Source organism: Winslowiella arboricola (genome assembly GCF_025527015.1).
Lineage (GTDB): Bacteria > Pseudomonadota > Gammaproteobacteria > Enterobacterales > Enterobacteriaceae > Erwinia > Erwinia arboricola.
This window is the reverse complement of sequence record NZ_JAODIM010000042.1, coordinates 144,877-165,739: the sequence shown is the minus strand read 5'-3', so window position 1 is coordinate 165,739 and position 20,863 is coordinate 144,877. Positions and strand designations below refer to the sequence as shown.

Below are 20,863 nucleotides of genomic sequence, written 5' to 3'. Positions count from 1 at the left end.
CTCCTGTTATTTATTATTGACGAGCTGTGTATAGATTTTTTCCAGGCTCGACTTATAGGCTTCAAATGTAAAAATGGTTTTATCTTTCAGCGCGTTGGTTTTCCGCTTTGCAAAGGCCAGCTCAAGCTTATCGTTAAGGTCATTCTGATTATAATCAAACAGAACAGCTTGCTGCGTCAGCTCCGCCATCTCCTGCAATCCACCGTAATTCGGCACTAACACCGGCAAACCGGCATTCGCTGCTTCGACGATAGAGATCGGCGCGTTTTCATACCAGACAGAAGGCAGAACGAAAACATCATATTGCGCTAAATGCCCGGTCACTTCTTCGCGTGGTTTAAAGCCATGGAAGATAAGCTTCAGTCCCGGACGCAAAGACGTGGCTTTAAGCGCTTGTTCTGCTTCTCCCTGACCATAAATATTCAGGTTGATATCGCCATGGCTCTGTTTATTGAGTAACCCGACAAATTCGAGCAACCCTTTTTCGACCGACAGACGACCAATAAATACCAGCTCTTTTGCCCTGTTTTGATTAACGACCAGGGTTTCCTGCTCAACGGGTTCTGACGGTAAGAATTCAACAGGATTGCGAACAACGGTGACAGGCTGTTTAACGCCCCAGGCGCTAAACACCCTGCTAAGAAACTCCCCGGGTGAGATAATTAAATCAAAAACACCGCTTAATTTAAGCAAGCGATAATTAATCAAGTGCTGCGTACATTTTAATAACGAGTGAACCACAGACCGGTGGTCAAAGCGCTGCAGATAACTTAAGTTTTTACGCTGCGGATTAAAATTGGTCCTTTTCCCTGCCGTAAAGTGCTGAAAACCACTATTAGGGCAAATCAGGTGATAATCATGCGCCGTTAACACCACTTTGAATTTATGCTTTTTCTTCGCATCGCGCAGTGCTTTTAGCACTGAGGGTGTCAGATAATGATAGTAATTATGCAGATGAACGATATCCGGAGAGAACGCGGTAATCAGCTTCAGAGTTTCCCGATAATACTTTGACGAAAACAGATAGGACAGGGGATTGGTTTTCCCGTCCGAACAGAGCATTCGGCTTTCATAACCTAACTCTTCTGTCGCCTTAATCGTATCGCGAAATACTGACTCTGCCCCACCGCCCTCATACTTATCATTAATATGAAGTACTTTCATTTGTTTCATCTTATTCCCGCGATTCAGGCACGAAAGAGCATGGCTTTCAGGAAAGGCATTTTCTTTCTGACTTTATATTTCACAAACATCGGCACCACAGGTTTTGAAAAGTGCTGGAATAACTCTTTCAGACTCACATCCTGATTACGGTTAATGCGGTCTTGCAGGAACAGGCTGTTGCGATGGCCGCGCTCAAGGATATCTGCATACTTTTCAGTAAACATTTCATAGCCTTTTACCGCTTTCGGCGAATTGGTAATGCGGTTCTCTTCATGGTCAATATTCAGCTGGTAAGTGTATTTCTCCAGGCGATAGCCAGGACCACACTTAAGCGCCATATTTACCCATGCATCGTAGTCCTGCCAGGCTGGCATTCTGTCATCAAATGCACCCGCTTTGATAAAGTCGGCAGTGCGGGTAAAAATCTGGTTACCGGCGAGATTGCGATACAGCAGCTTATCCAGCGTCATCTCCTCTTCAGAAATTTTCTGGCGGAAGAGATGCTTACTGTTTTTCACAATCTGTCCGGCGCTGAGCCACGGATATTTTTCGCGCATCGGTGAGGTCATAAACTCCTCGACGCGGTTTGGCAGAAACTCATCATCGTCATCAAGGCCGGTGATAAATTCGCCGTCAGCGCGGTGAATCATTTTATTGCGCGCCACACAGGCGCCCTGCGGAATTTCATTGCGCAGAAAGACGAAATCGTCGAACTGGTTTTTATACTCTTCGACGACTTCAGCGTAGCTCTGGGATGAGCCATCATCGCAAACCAGCACCTGCAAGTTTTTCCAGCTTTGTTTTGTCAGCGACGACAGTGCGCGCGCCAGCATCCCAGGTCGGTTATGAGTAGGAATATAGATGCTTACAGTCTGATTCATCGATATTGATCCTTAATCTTACGTCAGAAAAAAGTGTGGCCATAAGCCACACTTTGATTTCAAGAAAAGTACAGACAGCAGGGTCACTTGAGGTAAGTTGCTTTTATCACCCAGTACAATAATGACTTCATGTTACCGGCTTACCTTCTGATGAAGCAGGCGGCTTAATTTTTGGTCCATGATGCGAAAGTGTCTCAGCTTCTCTTTTTTTACCGAAATACTTCACATAACCAATACCAAACAGCGTAAAGAACGGAATCATCTGCGCTGGCGTGGTAATACGGTGTTCGGTTGCAGATGAGAATACGCAGGTCCAGAACGAAAGCGTCAGTGCTAATGACAGACCCGGATCAAAGTCCTTCATCTTTCTGATCTTCAGCAGCATCTGACCAAACAGCAGCACAAACAGGGTATAACCCACTAAGCCCAGCTCAGCCAGAATCGTGAAGGTTGAGTTGTGCGCATGGGAGTCTGTATGGCGGATCAACTGATGATCTTTCAGCGTCAGGATATGTGGAATCACCGTGGTGTAGCGATACCAGAGATCGTCAAAGCTACCAAAGCCCATACCTAAAATCGGCGAATGCAGGAAGTTGTCAAACGCGCGTGGCCATAAGTAGTACAGGCGGTCGATAAAGGTACCGGCACGTTCGAAGTCCATATCCTGGTTAATGGTAAAGTTGGCGCCCACCGACATGATTTTGCCCATTGAGAGCCACACCGGATAAGTATCCAGCACCACCAGCAGCTGTACGGCGAGGAACAGGCCAAACACTAAACCCGGGCGCTTAAAGCGCAGGGTCAGGCCATAACCAATGGCGGCGATAATCGCCAGCACGCTTCCCCTGGAATCGGTCTGATACAGGAAGAAGACAAACGCCAGGCTGTAAAGCAGATAGAGCGGACGTCGTTTAACCCACCACAGCCCTAAACAGGCCGAAGCCACCACTGAGTAGAATCCGCCGGCGGCATTGTGCGACACAAAGAAGAAGCGATAGACCCCCTCCTCCAGCGGCATGCCCACGAACCCGACACAGGATAAGCCGAAGAAAATGGCGAAAATAATATAAAACGCGCGGTCGACATTAATATTGACGGCCAGCGGCAGAAAGATAAACACGAACAGAATCAGGTAGCTGATAATAAAGTTGCCATCGCGCCGGTAAAAATCGAAATCACCCAGTGCAGATTTGTTATACATCACGGTAGAGATGATGACGTAGGCGAACAGCAGAAGCAGGTACAACTCAATTTTTTCAAAGCGCAGAAAATCTTTGCGATAAAACAGGCCGATCAGAGCCATTGGCAGCAGCACAATCATAATGACGCTGGCTGGTACCAGATTGGTTACTGTGCAAACCAATGAAAACAATATCAAGAACTTAAATATATGCCTCACAGTGTTTTCCTTGCCGTGTTAGTGACATAGCGTTCCCGAACCGCTTACGCGATTCGGGAACTCCCGGCCATTTTTATGCAGAGAGAGGACAATAACACCGGAGTGTTCTCTTTCTGTGAAAACTATTTTTTGGCATCACCATATTCATACTGATAGTAACCGTAACCGCCATTGCCATACTGGCTGGCTGCACGCTGTACTGCCAGGTTCAGAATCACGCCTTTGATTTCCACGCCATTCTGTTCGAAGCGACGAATACTGACATCAACCTCTTTCGCCGTGGTTTCTTCAAAGCGCGCGACCAGCAACGAAGTGCCACAGCTGCGACCACAGATCGCGGCGTCAGTGACGGCCAGAATCGGCGGGGTATCAATCAGTACGATATCGAAGTTCTTGTTGGCCCAGTCCAGCAATTCATCAAAACGTTTGTTCATTAACAGTTCAGATGGATTTGGTGGAATCTGACCACGGCTGATCACCGACAGATTTTCAACTTTACTGACTGGCTTCACCGCATCTTCGACCGCTAAGCGACCAGAAAGAATCTGCGACAGACCTTTATCGCCTTCCGCTGCATCCAGGATGGTATGCATATAGCCTTTGCGCATATCCGCATCAATCAACAGCACGCGCTGCCCTGCCTGCGCCAGAATCGCCGCGAGGTTGGCACTGATAAACGACTTACCAATCGATGGACTCACACCACTGATCATCAGGATGTTATTCGGTGATTCCATCATTGCGAAGTGCAGACTGGTACGCAGACTACGAATCGCTTCCAGTGCCAGGTCGGTTGGATTACCCAACGCCAACAGACTCTCCTGGCGTTGCAGTTTGCCACCGGATGTCGCCAGCGTGCGGTTTTGATCCTGCTGCCATTTTGACAGAGGGATGCTGGCATAGACATTGATGCCCATGGTTTCCAGCTGGTCCGGAGACTCAATACCTTTATGCATCGCTTTACGCGCCAGCACCCAGGCACAAGCAAGGAAACCACCAAACATCGCCGCCAGCAGCACGATAACCGCTTTCATCGGCTTAACTGCGCTTAAGCGGGTCATGGCCGGGTCGATAATACGCACATTGCCTACGGTGCTCGCTTCAGCGATTTTCAGCTCTTGCTGGCGGTTCAGCATCTGCATATAGACCTGCTGTCCCACTTCAACTTCACGCGTCAGACGCAGAATCTGCTGCTGCGTTTCCGGCAGCGCAGAGACTTTCTTGTTCAGCTCCTTGCGCTCATCTTCCAGAACACGACGCTTCTCGACCAGCGCTTTATACGCCGGGTGCTGTTTGGTATACAGCTTGGAGATATCGGTTTCTTTGAAGGTTAACTCGTTCAGCTGACCTTCCAGCTGCACCAGCGTATCCAGCGTAGACTTGGCTTCCAGTGACATATCAACAGAGTCGTTGGCACGACGGTAAGCATTCAGCTTATCTTCATCGGAATCCAGTTTACCGCGTACTTTAGGTAGCTGGTCGGCAAGGAACTGCAGGCTCTTCTGCGCTTCCGCCGTTTTGCGATTCACGTTTTGCAGCTGATAGTTGTCAACAATGCTGTTCAGCACATCGGCAGCTTTCTGCGCGTTGGTATCGTCATAGCTGAGGTTAATTACGCCGGTGTCTTTACCCGCATCCGCGACCTGCAACACACCATAAATCGTGTTGTAAACCGACAGCAGTGGGTGTTTGACCACCGTAAACTCACGACCTTCTTGCGATTCCAGCGCCGAAATCAGCAGGCTGTAACCTTTACCCGTAACACGCTCACCAACTTTACCCGAGAGGATCTCACCCTGATCATTGCTGAGGGTATAAGTGTCCGCGCCGGTAACGGTTAAAGTGAAAGGTTGATTGATGCTGCTTTGCGGCATGGAGAAGGTGGTGATGGTCACCACATCTTTATCATCACCGGTTAACGCCGCATATCCCTTACCAAAGATTGGGAAGTAATGACGCGCGACATCATATTCCAGATGAAGATCATCAATGGTCTGGCCCAGCACCATACGTGACTGGATCAGGGCAATTTCCGTTGATGAAGCCGGTTCTGAATCTGGCATCATGCTGCTGATAGTCGAAATCAGTGAGCTGCCCGGGGCTTTTTCAACCTGCACCACGGCATCTGCACGATAAACGGGGGTAGTAAAAAGAACGTAGATGATGGAAATGATGATAAAGAAAAGTGTGATAGTCAGAATCAGCCACTTGGCATCAACCAGGCTTCCCCACACACGTCCTAAATCAATCTCATCACGATTGTCGCTGATGCCTGGCAGCGATAATTTATTTTTCTCTGTCATTGCGGTCCCTGATTTATTAGTTAAGTGCCTGAGCCCACTTTTGTGCGGATTGATCTAAGAGCAAATAGACGGACTGAAAATATTCTTCACTCTTCCGATAAGGATCGGGTATTTCCTTCGACAACCAGTGTCCGAAAAGCATAACTTTTCCTCTTACTTGAGAAGATACCTGACATACAGCATCAATATGATTCCGTTCCATAACCAGGATAAGGTCGCTGTTATGGCAAAGTTCCGGTTTTAACTGACGTGCAATATGCCCATCAAGCGAAAGTTGATGCTTTGAGGCCACCTCAGTCGCACGCTTATCGGCAGAGTGGCCTACCATTGCGCTAATGCCTGCCGAGGTAATCACTTTGTCGGGCGCATACTGTTTAAGTAACCTTTCAGCAGTAGGCGACCGACAAATATTGCCAACACAGACAATCAATATTGAATCAAACATACTCATTACCAGTTATGGAGTTGTTGAGTAGTGCTGACCCCGTAACGAAGGGTGTTAATTGTAGGCAGCAACTGGTTGATAACACGGTTCCAACGGGTCAGTGGTGTTGCGGTGACATAGACAATGTCGTAAGGCTGCAACTGGAACTCAGTTCCCATCACCATCGCGGTAGCATCAGAGGTATCTAACTGATAGATATTGGCCATTTTGCCGCCCTGTCCACGATTAGGACGGATAACAAATACGCCGGTCGCATTGGCGGCAGTCTGATCCAGACCTTCTGAGTTGCCCAGCGCCTCGGTCAGCGTCATACCGCTGCGGTCCATTTTCAGCGTCTGCTGCTTATTCACTTCGCCCATCACGAACACTTTCAGATCATCGTTACGCGGCACATAAAGAATATCGCCCGGATAGAGCAGGCGGTTCTGCGTCAGGTCACCGTTCTGCATTAATGCCTGCAGGGAGATACGCTGTTCACGGCCGTTATGCGTTAGCACCACATTACGCCAGTCAGCATTCTGACCCATACCGCCTGCGCGGTTGATGGCATCAAGGACAGTCAGAGGAATGTTAGTGATAGCTTGCTGGCCGGAGGTGCCGACTTCACCGGTCACATAGACCTTCTGGGAGCGGAAACCGGCGATATTGACGTCAACCTGCGGACTTTCAATGTAGGTGGTCAGGCGGTTTTGAATTTCATTACGGACTTGCTGAATGGTTTTGCCGACGACATTCACCTTACCAATATAAGGGTAGAAAATCGTGCCGTCAGAGTGGACCCAGTTACCGGTGTCGCTGGCGCTGCGATACTGTCCGGCTGGCGTGGTTAATTCCGGGTGATCCCAGACGGTAACGCTGAGCACATCGCCCACGCCGATACGGTATTCATAGGAAGCCAGCTCCTGGTCAAGCTGAGGGTTCGGTCGCGCGGTGACCGGCGCCTGGCGCATCTGCTCAATCAGCATTGGCGTCATCGGGAAGACATTGACCATTTTATCAATATCATAATCAGCATCTTGCTGTTTAATAACATCCTTACCGCTGGTTGAAACGCCTTGGCCTGGAACAATGGTACAGCCACTGATAAGTGTTATCGACACCAGCAAGGGTGCCAACTTGAGTTTTGATTTCATCATTGAATTATCATCGCTATTGCTGATTTATTGTCTAAAGCGGTCAATGCCGCAAAGTGTTCGTGAATCGTGTCTCACCCACGTCCAGCTTTATCCCCAACTATTCTCGTTCCGTCATCAGATATTCGCCCTCGAAATTGCGCACAAAAATTGCTGACTTAATGCAGCCTTTTAAGAGTTTTGACAAGATTCACACCACCGGACCAGGGGGAAGTGTAGCAACATGCGGCGCGCCGACAAGCTGTAACTCTCCGAATCCCCTGATTTTTCCCGAACTTATTACCGTAGTCAGGTCACTGAGTTCAGTAAGAAAAGGTTAATTCCGCAGATTTAACTGGCATTAATCTTAAAATAGCGCAATTAACGATATTTATGTTGACGAGCATTATTTAATATACATCGTCGATTTTAAGCACGCTACCGCCCCTGGCTTTCAGCTACCAATGCTGTTAAATCCGGAACAGTGCTATTTGTGAGTGACGAATAAGTGAGCTTTTAATACCCGAGCTAAAAGATCGCCAATAAAACTTTTCATAATCACCCCTGTCAATCAGACAGATGTAATCAGTAACTGGCGACTAATGTTATGGCTAGATTTTTATACTATTGATCGTTCGTTACAAGCGTGAGTATGCAAAACCAGGGCACTTTCAGAATAAGACTAACAAAATCAAAATTTAAATGTTATATTTCATATGGTTACATAATACCGCAAAGCGCGCAATTTCCAGAGTAATCCATGTTGATAATAATATTTTTGCGATTTCAATCTTTGTTTGCTGTAATTTCCACCGGTTATAAATGAACTGACCATATAAAGGCGTAGAATGGATATACAATTTCCATGCCCCTTTATGGAGCTAACATCTTAGTGCCAGTGCAACTAAATTTTTTTTAGGAATTATCTTATACTGCATTGCATTCTGGCTATTCTCACTTCACTATCAGCATTAATCTGATTAATGTTCTGCAAATAAGGTAAATTACGTCGTATGGAATGGATCGCTGATCCTTCAATTTGGGCCGGTCTGGTCACGCTTATCGTGCTGGAGCTGGTTTTAGGCATTGATAACCTCGTCTTTATCGCCATCCTGGCGGAGAAGCTGCCACCGGCTCAGCGTGACCGCGCGCGCGTCACCGGCTTATTGCTGGCTCTGGTTATGCGGCTGCTGCTGCTGGCCTCTATCTCCTGGCTTGCCACTCTCACCGCACCGATTTTCACCATTGTGGGGCACCCTTTTAGCGCACGTGACCTGATTATGCTGGTCGGCGGGGTCTTCCTGCTGTTTAAAGCAACAGTGGAGCTTAATGAACGGCTGGAGGGGAAAGACGAGGAGCAAAATCCGCAGAAACGCGGGGCGCGCTTCTGGCCGGTGGTGGCGCAGATCGTGGTGCTGGACGCCGTATTCTCGCTGGATTCGGTGATTACCGCGGTCGGTATGGTCGATCACCTTGCCGTAATGATGGCCGCGGTTATCGTAGCGATTTTCCTGATGCTGCTGGCCAGCAAGCCGCTGACGCGCTTTGTCAACAGCCATCCGACAATCGTCATCCTGTGCCTCAGTTTTCTGTTAATGATTGGCTTTAGTCTGGTGGCTGACGGCTTTGGCTACCATATTCCGAAAGGTTACCTCTACGCCGCCATCGGCTTCTCGGTGATTATCGAAAGCCTGAACCAGCTGGCGCATTTTAATCGCCGTCGCTTTCTGTCAGCCGGACTGCCACTGCGCAAACGTACCGCGGAAGCGGTGCTGCGCCTGCTGCGTGGTCATCATGAGAATGCCGAGCTGGACGCGGAAACCTCGTCCCTGGTGGCTGATAACCATGAAGGCAACGGTATTTTCAATAAGCAGGAACGGCTGATGATCGCCCGGGTGCTGGGCATGGGACAACGCAGCGTCAGCAGTATCATGACCTCGCGCCATGATATTGAAAATATTGACCTCAGCGATGAGCCGGAAGAGATTATGGCGCAGCTCGACCGTAATCAGCACACCCGCATTGTTATCACCGATAACAGTGATGAGCCGCTGGGTGTGGTGCATATTATCGACCTGCTGCATCAGTCACTGCATGAGAATTCACTCGACCTGCGCGCATTGATCCGTCAGCCGCTAATCTTCCCTGAGCAGCTGCCGCTGTTACAGGCGCTGGAACAGTTCCGCAGCGCACGCACCCACTTTGCGTTTGTGGTCGATGAGTTTGGTTCGGTCGAGGGAGTGGTGACGCTCAGTGACGTGATGGAAACCATCGCCGGTAATCTGCCGAATGAAAATGAGGAGCTGGATGCGCGTCATGACATTCTGCAGAACCAGGATGGCAGCTGGACCGCCAACGGCTATATGCCGCTGGATGACCTGGTGATGTATCTGGCGTTACCGCTGGATGACAAACGCGAATACCACACTATCGCCGGGCTGCTGATGGAGCATCTGCAACGTATTCCGCAGGAAGGGGAAGAGGTGCAGATTGGTGAGTATCTGTTCCGTACTTTGCAGGTTGAAAGCCATCGCGTGCAGAAAGTGCAGATTATCCCGGTAAATATGGCCGAACCGGATTACGAGGTGTAGTTGGCGGGTAACCCGCCAGGGGGAGCCATTAACGGCCCCCCCTGGCGGGACTTTTTTAACCAAGGCACAGTTTAATATGCATTCCGCAAGCAGCTGCATAGCGCTGTAAAGTCGAGAGACTGGCGCTTGACACATTCCTCTCCAGACGGCTCACTGCGGGCTGGCTGACACCCATACGTACAGCGATTTCTGTACTTGTCAGACCTGATTTCGACTTCATCTCGATCAGGACTGCGCGCAGTTCCTCTTCCTGGCTTTCTTCTTCATAAGCCTTTTTAACCGCTGGATTAGCAAGCGCTTTCGCTTTAACTTCTGAAAATTTGATACCTTTAACTGTCATCTTTCAATTCCTCCCATCTTGACTTCGCCAGAGCTATTTCAGCTTTCGGGGTCTTAGGGCTTTTCTTTACGAACGTTCTTAAAATGTAGATCTTACGTCCTTTCGCATAAGCGAAAAACGTTCTGGATATATCTTTTCGGCCAACCCGTAACTCAAACAATCCACCTTCAATGATATCCGTATCCGGATATCGTAGTTCCGGTCCTTTAGCTTCCAGCTTTTCAAGTCCCTTAAGAGCCTTTGCCTGCATAACAGGTTCGAGGTCATAAATTTCGCTCTCAGCTTCGGGGTGAAATATTAATTCATACATATAAGTCCCCTTGTTAATGGGGATTATAATTTATGAGTTATAATAACTCAAATGTTATATTTCATCTGCACACGACACTGTTAGCAGCTCTGAATGGCGGACAGGGTACAAATCATTGACACGGGCGGCGAGAAGCCGCCCCTACTTCAGTAACTTCTTCGCATCATCGTTATATTTACTGTCCGGATTACGCTGGATCCAGTTATTCAGCCTTGATTTAGCCTCATCCTGAATACGCTTACGCAACAGCTGATCGACCGGCAGCGAATATTGCAGCCCGTCCCATGAGCCATACAGGCGCAACGGCACGGCAGTATTGCTCAGCGTCTGCACCAGCGCATTATCGCCCTGCCAGCCGCTAATCACTTTAATATTAAACGTGATATCGCACTGCTGCTGGTCGAGATCGATAACCCCTTTGCCGGCCAGATCGAGCAGCGCAGAGCGCCCCTGCAGATTGACCAGCGCCATAGAACCATTATCCAGCTGCAGCGAACCTTTTAACTGCTGAACTTCGGTATAGTTTGCTTCACTGTCGCTACCGCGCACCTGGTCGCTACTGCGCTCAACCGCACGCTGCACCATCTGCTGGAAGTTAAGACCGGCCAGACGCGCATTATCCATGCTGATTTCGGCATTGCCGCGCCAGTTTTGCTTAAAGTCGGCGACGCTTAAGCCATTGCCATGCAGATCACCCTCCATCGACAGCTTGCCGCTGACGGTTTCCGGTAATTCAAAGCCTTTTAACAACGGCGCCAGCTCAATAGCGTGCAGTTGTGGCTGGAACGCCACTTTGCTCTGTGGTCCGCGCAGGTTAATGGTGCCCGGCACCGCGAAATCACCGCCGCCTGATTTGCCGCTCAGGGTATTAATCGCAATCTGACCACGATCGTTACGGGCGTCGAATACTAGCTGATTAAAATCCATGCCGCGCCAGCGCAAGGCGTCGACCTGCATTTTAACTTCAGCGGTAAAGTCATTTAACGGCGAGTTAGCGCTGTTGCGATCCGCCGGCTGGGAGATCACCGGCGCGCGACCGGAAAGCTGCACCTGGGTTGATGAGCTCCCTTGTTCCTGCGCGGCAGGATCATGGCCAGTCAGCGCATCCACATCCAGTTTTGCAGAGTGCAGATCGATATTGAGATCCGGGATAACGCCCAGCCTGCCGGTAATGGTGCCGTTCAGCTGGCTGTCGTTAACCGATAGCGCCAGATTTTTCAGCGAAAATTGCTGGCGATCATTCAGCCACTCGGCCAGTAAGGTGCCCTCACCTTTCAGCCCCTGCGGCGGCAGATCGACGCCTTTAAGCTGCCAGCTCAACTGCTGAATATTGCCGGTAAGTTGCTGCGGATACTGCGCAACATTCATATGGCCTTTCAGCGCCAGCAGCAGTTCACGCTGGTCACGACTGACGCGGGTGCTGAGTTCCACCTGCGCCTGTTTGCGATCGTCCTGTGACAGGTCGAGATTGATATCGCGAAAATTAATCTGCTCGCCACCGGCCTGCTGCCAAATCAGCAAACTGTCCGCCACCTGCAACTGGCCAATATCAAATTTCCAGCCGCTCACCGCTTCCGGCACAGAGCTGCCGGACGGGCCAATCGGCGCATCCTGCGGACGCTGTGCTTCGCTTTCCGGGGTCATGCGGATCACCGCATTTTTCAGCATCACCTGTTTGACGCTGAGCTGATGAGAGAATAACGGCAGAAGATTGACATCGAGGCGCATATTTTCCGCATTTACCAGCGGTTGCTGCGCCCCGGGCGCGGTGATTGACATGCGACCGGCGAGAATACTCAGCTGTGGCCAGACATGCCAGCGCAGATCGCCTTCCAGCGCCAGCTTATAGCCGCTGCGCTGTTCAACCTGCTGAACCATATAGGCGCGAAAATCGTTGGGATTCACCAGCAGTACCAGCGCGGACATTCCTGCCACAATCACCACCAGCAAAATGCCCAGCGCGGTAATCAATCTTCTCATCCGACCCTCTTATTCACCTGAACATGCAGGTTATTAATCTTTATCAATCCGACTGGCGTCCGCGCCCTGCTGATCCTTATACTTCGCATCCTGACGACGGTTATAAGGACGCGCGGCTGGACCTGAAAGCGGTTCAAAACTCAGCGCGCCGATCAGCATACCCGGACGCAGCGCCAGCGGCAGCTTACCGGAATTATAGAACTCCAGCACAATACGTCCCTGCCAGCCGGGATCAATACGGTGTGCAGTAACATGAACCATCAATCCTAGTCGCGCCAGCGAAGAACGGCCATCCAGCCAGCCTACCAGATCATCAGGCAGGGTGACGGATTCCAGCGTGACCGCCAGCGCCAGCTCGCCAGGATGGAGATAAAAAGCCTCTCCTTCCGGCAGCACAATTTCATCGCTCATCACGCGATCCAGCGCGGCGCTGACTTCATCTTTAGGACCACTTAAGTCAATAAAGGCAGCGGTATGACCGCGAAAGGTACGAAACTTATTGCCGAGGCGCACATCCACCGTGGCGCCGCTGATGCGCTCTTGCGGCGGGCGTGGCGAAATATCCAGCTTACCACTGTCAAGCCAGGCCTCGATGTCGCGGTCGCATAATCTCATCGTCGTCTACTCCCTGAACGTATTAAAGGCGGGTTATTCGAAGAACTGATTAATCTTCGCTTTCAGAATATCAATCGCGATACGGTTTTTGCCGCCGCGTGGCACGATAATGTCAGCATACTGCTTGGAAGGCTCAATAAATTGCAGAAACATCGGGCGAACCGTCTTCTGATACTGTGCCATTACCGAGTCCATTGAACGCCCGCGCTCATTAACATCACGCTTCATACGGCGCATCAGGCAGATATCCAGCGGGGTATCGACGAAAATCGAGAAGTTCATCTCCTGACGCAGACGCGCATCGGTCAGCAGCAGAATGCCTTCAAGGATAATCACTTTTTTCGGCTTGAGATGGATAGTCTCTTTGGTGCGGGTATGATCAACATAGCTGTAAACCGGCAGTTCAATATCCTGACCGGACTTCAGCATCTGCAGATGTTGCAACAGCAGATTGTGGTCCATCGCACTGGGATGGTCGTAGTTGGTTTTAACCCGCTCTTCCATGGTGAGGTGGCTTTGGTCTTTGTAGTAGCAATCTTCCGGGATAACGCCGATATGTTCGTCGCCAACCTGGTCACGCACTTCACGGTACAGGGTACTGGAAATTAAACTTTTACCCGACGCTGAAGCGCCTGCGATTCCTACAATGACGCATTGGTGAGACTTGTCAGTCATATAATTAAAGACCTGATAACTATGTGACAAATCGATAAGGCAGCACTACGGTGCCCGGCCTTATTGACTGGTCAGGAATGAGAGGGGTGATTCGCTGGCAATTATAGGGATTTAGCGGTTTTGATGCCAGAAAAAAGCAGCATCCGGCTTTTCAGACTTTCCCTTTAGTGAAAAACACCTTTCACCGGTAAACTACTTAGCCTGTATTCGGGTGCTATTTATCCGCTTTTTGATCTGTTCCGCACAGTCCGGCCGGCAATAACCGTGCAAATAACAAGGAAATTTATGTCCTGGAGAACGCTAACCTATTTCGGTGACAGTATGCTGCTGATCCCCACCGCAGTGATTATTGCGCTGGTGATGCCATGGAAAAATGACGATCGGCGCGCCGTATGGTTCTGGATCACCACGTTCTGTCTTACCGGGATAATTGTCAGCCTGTCGAAAATTGCCTTTATGGGCTTCGGTATTGGCAGCGCACGCTTTAACTTTACCGGTTTCAGCGGCCATAGCGCGATGTCCGCCACGCTGTGGCCGGTAATGCTATGGTTGCTGACCGGGCGTCTTCCGCTGTTCTGGCGTGGGATGGCGATCGGTTTAGGCTATATGATCCCGCTGCTGGTCGGCCTGTCGCGGCTGGTGCTGCATGCACACTCCACCAGCGAAGTCATCAGCGGTTTACTGCTTGGTTTTACGCTCAGTACGGCATTTTTAGTCTCGCAGCGCAGCGCGCGCCTGAAAAGCTTTAGCGTGATGCAGCTGTGCGTGGCGCTGCTGGTGCCGCTAATATTATTAGGTCATGGCCGCATCGCCGGCACGCAAGATTTCCTTGCGCAACTGTCAACCAAAATTGCCGGGGTGGAAAAGCCCTGGACCCGCGCTGAGATGCTAAAACAGGCGCGTCAGCCCCACTCTGTCAACGGATGGCGCTGAAAAGCGCCGTCAATCGGCCGAATAACGCATAAATTTGATTTGCCACAAGCATTGCGCAACGGATGTGCTAGCATGCAAATAGATTAATTATTGTGATAGATTCGGCCTGTTCGGCTCTCAGGCGCGCAGCTGGAACCGTTGATGACGACAGATATTTTCCCCTACCGACCTGCAACGCCATTGTGGCGCACAGCCTTTTTATTTGGCGCGTTAAGCTTCCTGCTAACGCTATTCTGCCTTGAACTGATTATGGTCATTGGTCGTATTTCGCCGCTGTGGTTTCCGACGGCGTTAATGACCGTGGTGGTGTTCCGTTATCCGGCCCGCGCCCTGCTGCCAATCCTGCTGTGCTGCATGACCGCTGTTATCGTCGCCAATGCCATCATTTTCGGGCCATCTGTCGCCTGTATCACTTTTCCGCTGGTAAATTTGCTGCAGGCGCTGATGGGCGGCTTTTGGCTGCGTCTGCTGCTGGATCGCGATAATCCGCTGAACTCGCTCACCAGCTGGTACAAAATGATGCTGACCGTCGGGCTGATTACCCCGTTACTGGGCGGCTTAATGGCCAGCTGGTTATTGCATCAGACCCACGCCACCAGCCTGCAATTTTTTATTACCTGGGTGATTTCTGAAGTGATTGGCATGCTGTCACTCGGCCCGGTGGCGCTGCTGTGGCAACCCGGCTACTTCCGCAAACAGCTACAGAGGCCAGCCCGTATCGAGGCGGCGATTATCCTGGTCGTTACGCTGGCGCTAAGCTACCTCGCGCTACGGTTTTTGCCATGGCCGTTTACCTTTGTCATCGTCATTCTGTTCTGGAGTGCGGTACGCCTGCCGCGGCTTGAAGCCTTTTTGGTGTACCTCGCTAATATCGCGATGATGTCACTGATGCTGGCGTTCCATCTGCTGGATTTGCGCGGCGTCGGCGTCAGCCACGCCTTTATTGCCACCGCGCCCTGGCTGCCATTCCTGCTGGCGCTGATCCCCAGCCATATGATGACCATGGTGATGCACGCTTTTGGTGAAGATCGCAAGCGTATCATCGACAGCGAAAACCGTTTCCGTAGCGCCATGGAACATTCGGCGATTGGCATGGCGCTGGTCTCCACGGAAGGCGCCCTGCTGAAAGTGAATAAATCGCTGTGCCAGTTCCTCGGCTATCAGGCTGATGAGCTGCAGCGCCTCTCGTTTCAGCAGATTACCTATCCTGACGATCTGAATGCCGACCTTGAACAGTTCAGCGCCATGCATGAAGGTTCGCTTGAAACCTACACCATGGAGAAACGCTACTATCGCAAAGACAGCCAGATTGTCTGGGCGCGTTTATCGGTGTCGATGGCGCGCGACTCCGGGCAGAATCCACTCTATTTCATCTCGCAAATCGAAGATATCACCGAGCTGAAACGCTCGACTGAGGTCAACCGTCTGCTGATGGAGCGGATTACGCTGGCCAATGAAGCTGGCGGCATTGGCGTCTGGGAGTGGAATTTTGTTGAGGACATCATCAGCTGGGATAAGCAGATGTATGAAATCTTCGAACTGCGTAACGGTGAACGCCCCACCTATGAATTCTGGCTGTCACGCATTGTGCCGGAAGATCGCGAAATGGCGGATCAGGCAGTGCAGCGTGCGCTGGATCAGCAGGAAACCTTAAATGTCGAATACCGTATCTTCAGCGTCAGAGGTATTCGCTATGTGCGTACGCAGGCTAACCGTATTCTCAGCCGAGAAGGTCATATTGAGCGCATGTTAGGGGTGGCGCAGGATATTACTGAAGTGCGCGCGCTTAACGATGCGCTGTTCCAGGAAAAAGAGCGCATGCTGATTACCCTCGACTCGATTGGTGAAGCGGTGATCAGTACCGATGAAGATATGCTGGTGACCTTTATGAATCCGGTCGCGGAGCGGATCAGCGGCTGGTCGCAGTCTGCCGCCGCCGGTAAGCATCTCAGCACCATTTTGCATATTACGCACGGCAGAGATGGCCCGGAAATGGAGAGCCTGCTGCTGTGCGATCTGCCGTTGGTCAAAACCACACCAGACTTTGATCACGATCTGGTGCTGCATAATGCCAGCGGTGAGCAGTTTGATATCCATTACAGTATCACCCCGCTGAAAACCCTCGCCGGGCGCAGTAAAGGCAGCGTAATGGTGATTCATGACGTCAGTGAATCGCGGGAAATGTTAAAACGCCTGAGCTACAGTGCCTCGCACGATATGCTGACACGTCTGCCCAACCGTTCCAGTTTTGAACATCAGCTGAAACGTCTGCTGGTCTCCGCCAGTGAACATCAGCAGCAGCATGTGCTGATCTTTATCGATCTGGATCGCTTTAAAGCGATTAACGATACCGCCGGCCATGCGGCGGGTGACGCCCTGTTGCGTGAGCTGGCTAACTTAATGCAGTCGCAGTTGCGCAGTACCGATCTGCTGGCACGTCTGGGCGGCGATGAGTTTGGCCTGCTGTTTAATGACTGCGCACTGGACCATGCCAAAGAGGTAGTGCAGCGACTGGTCACCAGCATCAATGAATACCGTTTTCTGTGGGAAGGACGGCTCTATCGTGTCGGTGCCAGCGCCGGATTAACGCAAATTCGCCGTGATAACTGCATCAGCAGCGACGTGATGGCGCAGGCGGATCTCGCCTGTTATAACGCCAAACATAATGGTCGTGGTCAGATTTCAGTGTATGAAGCGCGCCTGCAGCGCCAGCTGCGGCCGGTGATGACCCATGGCGAGATAATGCATATCATCAATGATAATCCGTTGCGCTTGCTGGCGCGGGCGGTAACGCCGCCACGTAAAACTCAGTCGGTCAGTTTCTGGCTGGCGGAACTGCAACTGTTCTCCAGCGCCGGTCAGGAGATCGATGAAGCTGAGTTTCGCGCTAACCTGCAGGAACCGCAGCAAACTATCGCGCTGGATCGCAAAGTGATCAACATCTTCTATGCCAGTTATGCTGAGGGGATCGCTAGTAAATCCATTGGCATTGCGCTGCCGCTCTCCGGGTACAGTTTAAAAGATGATGCCTTTATTGATGAGCTGGTCAGCAAAATAAGCGCGGGCAAGGTCAACGGTAATCTGCTGTGGTTTATGCCGGAGGCCGAAGCGTTGCTGGAGCAGCATGACGGTCTGCATGCCAACGTTGCCCGTTTACGCAAACTGGGCTGCGGCATTATTCTGCGCAACTTTGGCCGTAACCTCGACGCCTTTAATGTACTGCACGCCGACGAAATTGATTATCTGATGTTCAGCGCCGATCTGATTGCCAACGTCCACTGCAATCTGATGGATGAGATGATGGTGTCGATCATTCACGGCCATGCGCAGCGGCTGAATATCGCCACCGTGGCCGGCCCGGTAGAATTGCCGGTGGCGCTGACCACGCTGGCGACGATCGGCGTCAATGTCGTCTGGGGCGAGGCGATTAGCGGCCGTGAGTCTTTGAGCGCCCTGCTGTCCCACAACTCTTTCGCCATCAAATAAGTTCGCGGGCGGCGAGAACGCCGCCCCGGCACAAAACCTAAGGCTGTTGTAGGGGAGCCGTTTTCGGCTCCCGTAATAACGAATGCCACTCCCGCTATGGTGCAAATCCGCGACACGGGCGGCGAGAACGCCGCCCCTGGATAAGACCGATAGCTGTTGCAGGGGAGCCATTTTCGGCTCCCCTGGCGTTTCCGCCAGCATCGCCGTAGATACCGTTTGCCATGTCCCGCGCGCTGCGCTAAAGTCGCCCCCTTTTTTCGACATTGAGAGGGTAACCATGTTTATTGGTTTCGATTACGGGACAGCTAACTGCTCGGTAGCAGTGATGGAAAATGGCTCGCCGCGTCTGTTGCCACTGGAAAATAACTCGCCCTGGTTGCCCTCAATGTTATGTGCGCCGACCCGGGAAGCGATCAGTGAGTGGCTATTCCGCCATCATCAGGTCGCCACGCCGGATGCGGAAAACCAGGCACTGTTGCGCCGCGCCATCGCCTTTAACCGCGAAGAAGATATTGAGGTCAATGCCAGCAGCGTGCAATTTGGTCTGGCCTCGCTGGCGCAGTATATGGATGACCCGGAAGAGGTGTGGTTTGTTAAATCACCGAAATCCTTCCTCGGCGCCAGCGGCCTGAAGCCGCAGCAGCTTGCGCTGTTTGAAGATCTGGTGTGCGCCATGATGCTGCATATCCGCCAGACGGCCGAAGGCCAGCTGGGCAACACCATTGAACAGGCGGTAATTGGCCGTCCGATTAACTTTCAGGGTTTAGGCGGCGATGACGCCAATCAGCAGGCGCAGGGTATTCTTGAGCGCGCCGCGCATCGTGCCGGTTTCCGGGACGTGGTGTTTCAGTTTGAACCGGTCGCCGCGGGCCTGGAGTTTGAAGCAACCTTACAGCAAGAGACGCGAGTGCTGGTGGTCGATATCGGCGGTGGTACCACCGACTGCAGCATGCTGCTGATGGGCCCGCAATGGCGCGCCAAAGCGGAACGCAGCGCCAGCTTACTCGGCCACAGCGGCTGCCGCGTCGGCGGTAACGATCTTGATATTATGCTGGCGTTTAAAGAGCTGATGCCGCATCTCGGCCTGGGCGGTCAGACGCAAAAAGGCATTGGCCTGCCTGCGCTGCCATGGTGGAACGCCGTCGCCATCAATGATGTCCCGGCGCAAAGTGATTTTTATGCCGCCGCCAGCGGCAAGCAGCTGCAGGATTTGATTCGCGATGCGGAGCAGCCTGCGGTGGTGAAACGTATGCTGAAAGTGTGGCAACAACGTTTAGGTTATCGTCTGGTGCGTACCGCAGAAGAGAGCAAAATTGCGCTGTCGGACAGCAGTCAGACTACCGCCGCGCTGGACTTTATCGAGCCGCTACTCAGCAGTGAGATCACCGTCGAAGGGTTAGAGGCAGCAATTGCACAGCCGTTAGCACGCATTCAGGAGCAGGTGAAACTGGCGTTAGCTACCAGCGGCACCCGTCCTGATGTGATCTATCTCACCGGTGGTAGCGCCCGCTCACCGCTGCTGCGTCAGGCATTGCAGCAGCAGTTGCCGGATATCCCGCTGGCCAGCGGCGATGATTTTGGTTCCGTAACCGCCGGCCTCGCGCGCTGGGCGCAGGTTATGTTCTGAGACTGATTAACGGCTGGCTTCGGTCAGCTGTTCAATCTCCGCAATATTCAGTTTCAGATTGGCCGCTTTAACCAGTTCGTCCAGCTGTTCCAGAGACGTGGCGCTGACAATCGGCGCGGTAATGCCTGGCTGGGCAATCTGCCACGCCAGCGCAACCTGCGTCTGGCTGACGCCACGGCCATCGGCAATCTGATCCAGTGCGGCCAGAATCTTCAGGCCGCGCGGGTTAAGATACTTCTGCACTACCCCCTCGCCACGCTTACTTTTACTGGCATCCTGCGGTGTACGATATTTGCCGCTGAGAAAACCGCTGGCCAGTGAGTAATAGTTAATAACCCCCAGATGCTGCTCTACCGCCAGCTGTTGCAGACCATTTTCATACCCTTCGCGGTCGTAAAGGTTATATTCCGGTTGCACGGTTTCGTAGCGCACCAGGTTATGTTCTTTACTCACTTTCAGCGCTTCCGCCAGACGCCCGGCACTGTAGTTAGAGGCGCCAATTGCCCGCACTTTGCCCTCTTTTACCAGTGCATCAAAAGTCGCGAGGGTTTCAGCCAGCGGCGTATCCTGATCGTCACGGTGCGCCTGATAAAGATCGATATAATCGGTTTGCAGTCGACGCAGGGAATCTTCTACCGACTGGCGAATATATTTCGCCGCCAGCCCGCTTTTGCCGGGCCCCATTTCCATACCGACTTTGGTCGCCAGTACAATCTGCTCACGTTTACCGCGGCTTTTTAACCAGTTACCGATAATGGTTTCTGATTCGCCGCCCTGATTGCCTGGCGCCCAGCGTGAGTAAACATCAGCAGTATCAATAAAATTGAGTCCCTTCTCTACCAGTGCATCCAGCAGCGAAAAGGAGGTGGCCTGATCAATGGTCCAGCCAAATACATTGCCACCAAAAGTAAGCGGAGGTACCTGAAGTTCGCTGCGACCAAGCTGGCGTTCGGTTAACTGACTCATACCTTTTTCTCCTTAAAGTGATTTTTCCCGTGCGTC

16 protein-coding genes are annotated in these 20,863 nt (G+C 51.6%); 4 read left to right on the top strand and 12 right to left on the bottom strand.

What is annotated here, in order from left to right:
- Positions 1-6: 6 nt before the first annotated feature.
- The 6 genes from N5923_RS15105 to N5923_RS15080 form a co-directional block, all read right to left on the bottom strand.
- A complete protein-coding gene (locus N5923_RS15105) occupies positions 7-1,173 on the bottom strand; it encodes a glycosyltransferase family 4 protein (protein ID WP_267143564.1) in 1,167 nt (388 codons plus the stop codon).
- A gap of 14 nt (positions 1,174-1,187) precedes the next feature.
- The gene (locus N5923_RS15100; protein ID WP_267143563.1) at positions 1,188-2,045 is read right to left on the bottom strand and encodes a glycosyltransferase; all 858 of its coding nucleotides are present in this window, start codon (positions 2,043-2,045) and stop codon (positions 1,188-1,190) included.
- A gap of 127 nt (positions 2,046-2,172) precedes the next feature.
- Positions 2,173-3,366 carry an O-antigen ligase family protein gene (locus tag N5923_RS15095; protein WP_267143562.1) on the bottom strand — a complete coding sequence of 398 codons (1,194 nt, stop codon included), beginning with the start codon at positions 3,364-3,366 and terminating at the stop codon, positions 2,173-2,175.
- A 200-nt stretch (positions 3,367-3,566) separates the two neighbouring features.
- Positions 3,567-5,747, bottom strand: a complete 2,181-nt coding sequence (locus N5923_RS15090; RefSeq protein ID WP_267143561.1) for a polysaccharide biosynthesis tyrosine autokinase — start codon at positions 5,745-5,747, stop codon at positions 3,567-3,569.
- Between the two features lie 16 nt (positions 5,748-5,763).
- A complete protein-coding gene (locus N5923_RS15085; RefSeq protein WP_026111593.1) occupies positions 5,764-6,192 on the bottom strand; it encodes an arsenate reductase/protein-tyrosine-phosphatase family protein in 429 nt (142 codons plus the stop codon).
- Between the two features lie 5 nt (positions 6,193-6,197).
- A complete protein-coding gene (locus tag N5923_RS15080; protein WP_267143560.1) occupies positions 6,198-7,328 on the bottom strand; it encodes a polysaccharide export protein in 1,131 nt (376 codons plus the stop codon).
- A 989-nt stretch (positions 7,329-8,317) separates the two neighbouring features.
- Here N5923_RS15080 and N5923_RS15075 point away from each other — a divergent pair.
- Positions 8,318-9,895 carry a TerC family protein gene (locus N5923_RS15075; RefSeq protein WP_267143559.1) on the top strand — a complete coding sequence of 526 codons (1,578 nt, stop codon included), beginning with the start codon at positions 8,318-8,320 and terminating at the stop codon, positions 9,893-9,895.
- 55 nt (positions 9,896-9,950) lie between these two features.
- Here N5923_RS15075 and N5923_RS15070 read toward each other — a convergent pair whose 3' ends face one another.
- From N5923_RS15070 to udk, 5 genes are all read right to left on the bottom strand, one after another.
- A complete protein-coding gene (locus N5923_RS15070) occupies positions 9,951-10,235 on the bottom strand; it encodes a helix-turn-helix domain-containing protein (RefSeq protein WP_267143558.1) in 285 nt (94 codons plus the stop codon).
- Complete coding sequence (locus N5923_RS15065; protein WP_267143557.1) at positions 10,225-10,545, bottom strand: type II toxin-antitoxin system RelE/ParE family toxin; 321 nt, start codon at positions 10,543-10,545, stop codon at positions 10,225-10,227. The genes N5923_RS15070 and N5923_RS15065 overlap by 11 nt, the downstream gene beginning before the upstream one ends.
- 141 nt (positions 10,546-10,686) lie before the next feature.
- The gene (asmA, locus tag N5923_RS15060) at positions 10,687-12,525 is read right to left on the bottom strand and encodes an outer membrane assembly protein AsmA (RefSeq protein WP_267143556.1); all 1,839 of its coding nucleotides are present in this window, start codon (positions 12,523-12,525) and stop codon (positions 10,687-10,689) included.
- Between the two features lie 33 nt (positions 12,526-12,558).
- Positions 12,559-13,140 (bottom strand): dCTP deaminase, encoded by a 582-nt coding sequence (gene dcd, locus N5923_RS15055; protein WP_267143555.1) that lies wholly within the window; start codon positions 13,138-13,140, stop codon positions 12,559-12,561.
- A gap of 33 nt (positions 13,141-13,173) precedes the next feature.
- Complete coding sequence (gene udk / locus N5923_RS15050; protein ID WP_026111595.1) at positions 13,174-13,815, bottom strand: uridine kinase; 642 nt, start codon at positions 13,813-13,815, stop codon at positions 13,174-13,176.
- Positions 13,816-14,100: 285 nt separating this feature from the next.
- Here udk and N5923_RS15045 point away from each other — a divergent pair, with 285 nt between their 5' ends.
- From N5923_RS15045 to yegD, 3 genes are all read left to right on the top strand, one after another.
- Entirely contained in the window at positions 14,101-14,748 is a 648-nt protein-coding gene (locus N5923_RS15045; RefSeq protein WP_267143554.1) for a phosphatase PAP2 family protein, read from the top strand.
- A 141-nt stretch (positions 14,749-14,889) separates the two neighbouring features.
- The gene (locus N5923_RS15040; RefSeq protein ID WP_267143553.1) at positions 14,890-18,234 is read left to right on the top strand and encodes a diguanylate cyclase; all 3,345 of its coding nucleotides are present in this window, start codon (positions 14,890-14,892) and stop codon (positions 18,232-18,234) included.
- Between the two features lie 277 nt (positions 18,235-18,511).
- On the top strand, positions 18,512-19,861 hold the full coding sequence (gene yegD, locus N5923_RS15035) for a molecular chaperone (RefSeq protein ID WP_267143552.1): 1,350 nt from the start codon (positions 18,512-18,514) through the stop codon (positions 19,859-19,861).
- A gap of 6 nt (positions 19,862-19,867) precedes the next feature.
- Here yegD and N5923_RS15030 read toward each other — a convergent pair whose 3' ends face one another.
- The gene (locus N5923_RS15030) at positions 19,868-20,827 is read right to left on the bottom strand and encodes an aldo/keto reductase (RefSeq protein ID WP_267143551.1); all 960 of its coding nucleotides are present in this window, start codon (positions 20,825-20,827) and stop codon (positions 19,868-19,870) included.
- Positions 20,828-20,863: the final 36 nt, after the last annotated feature.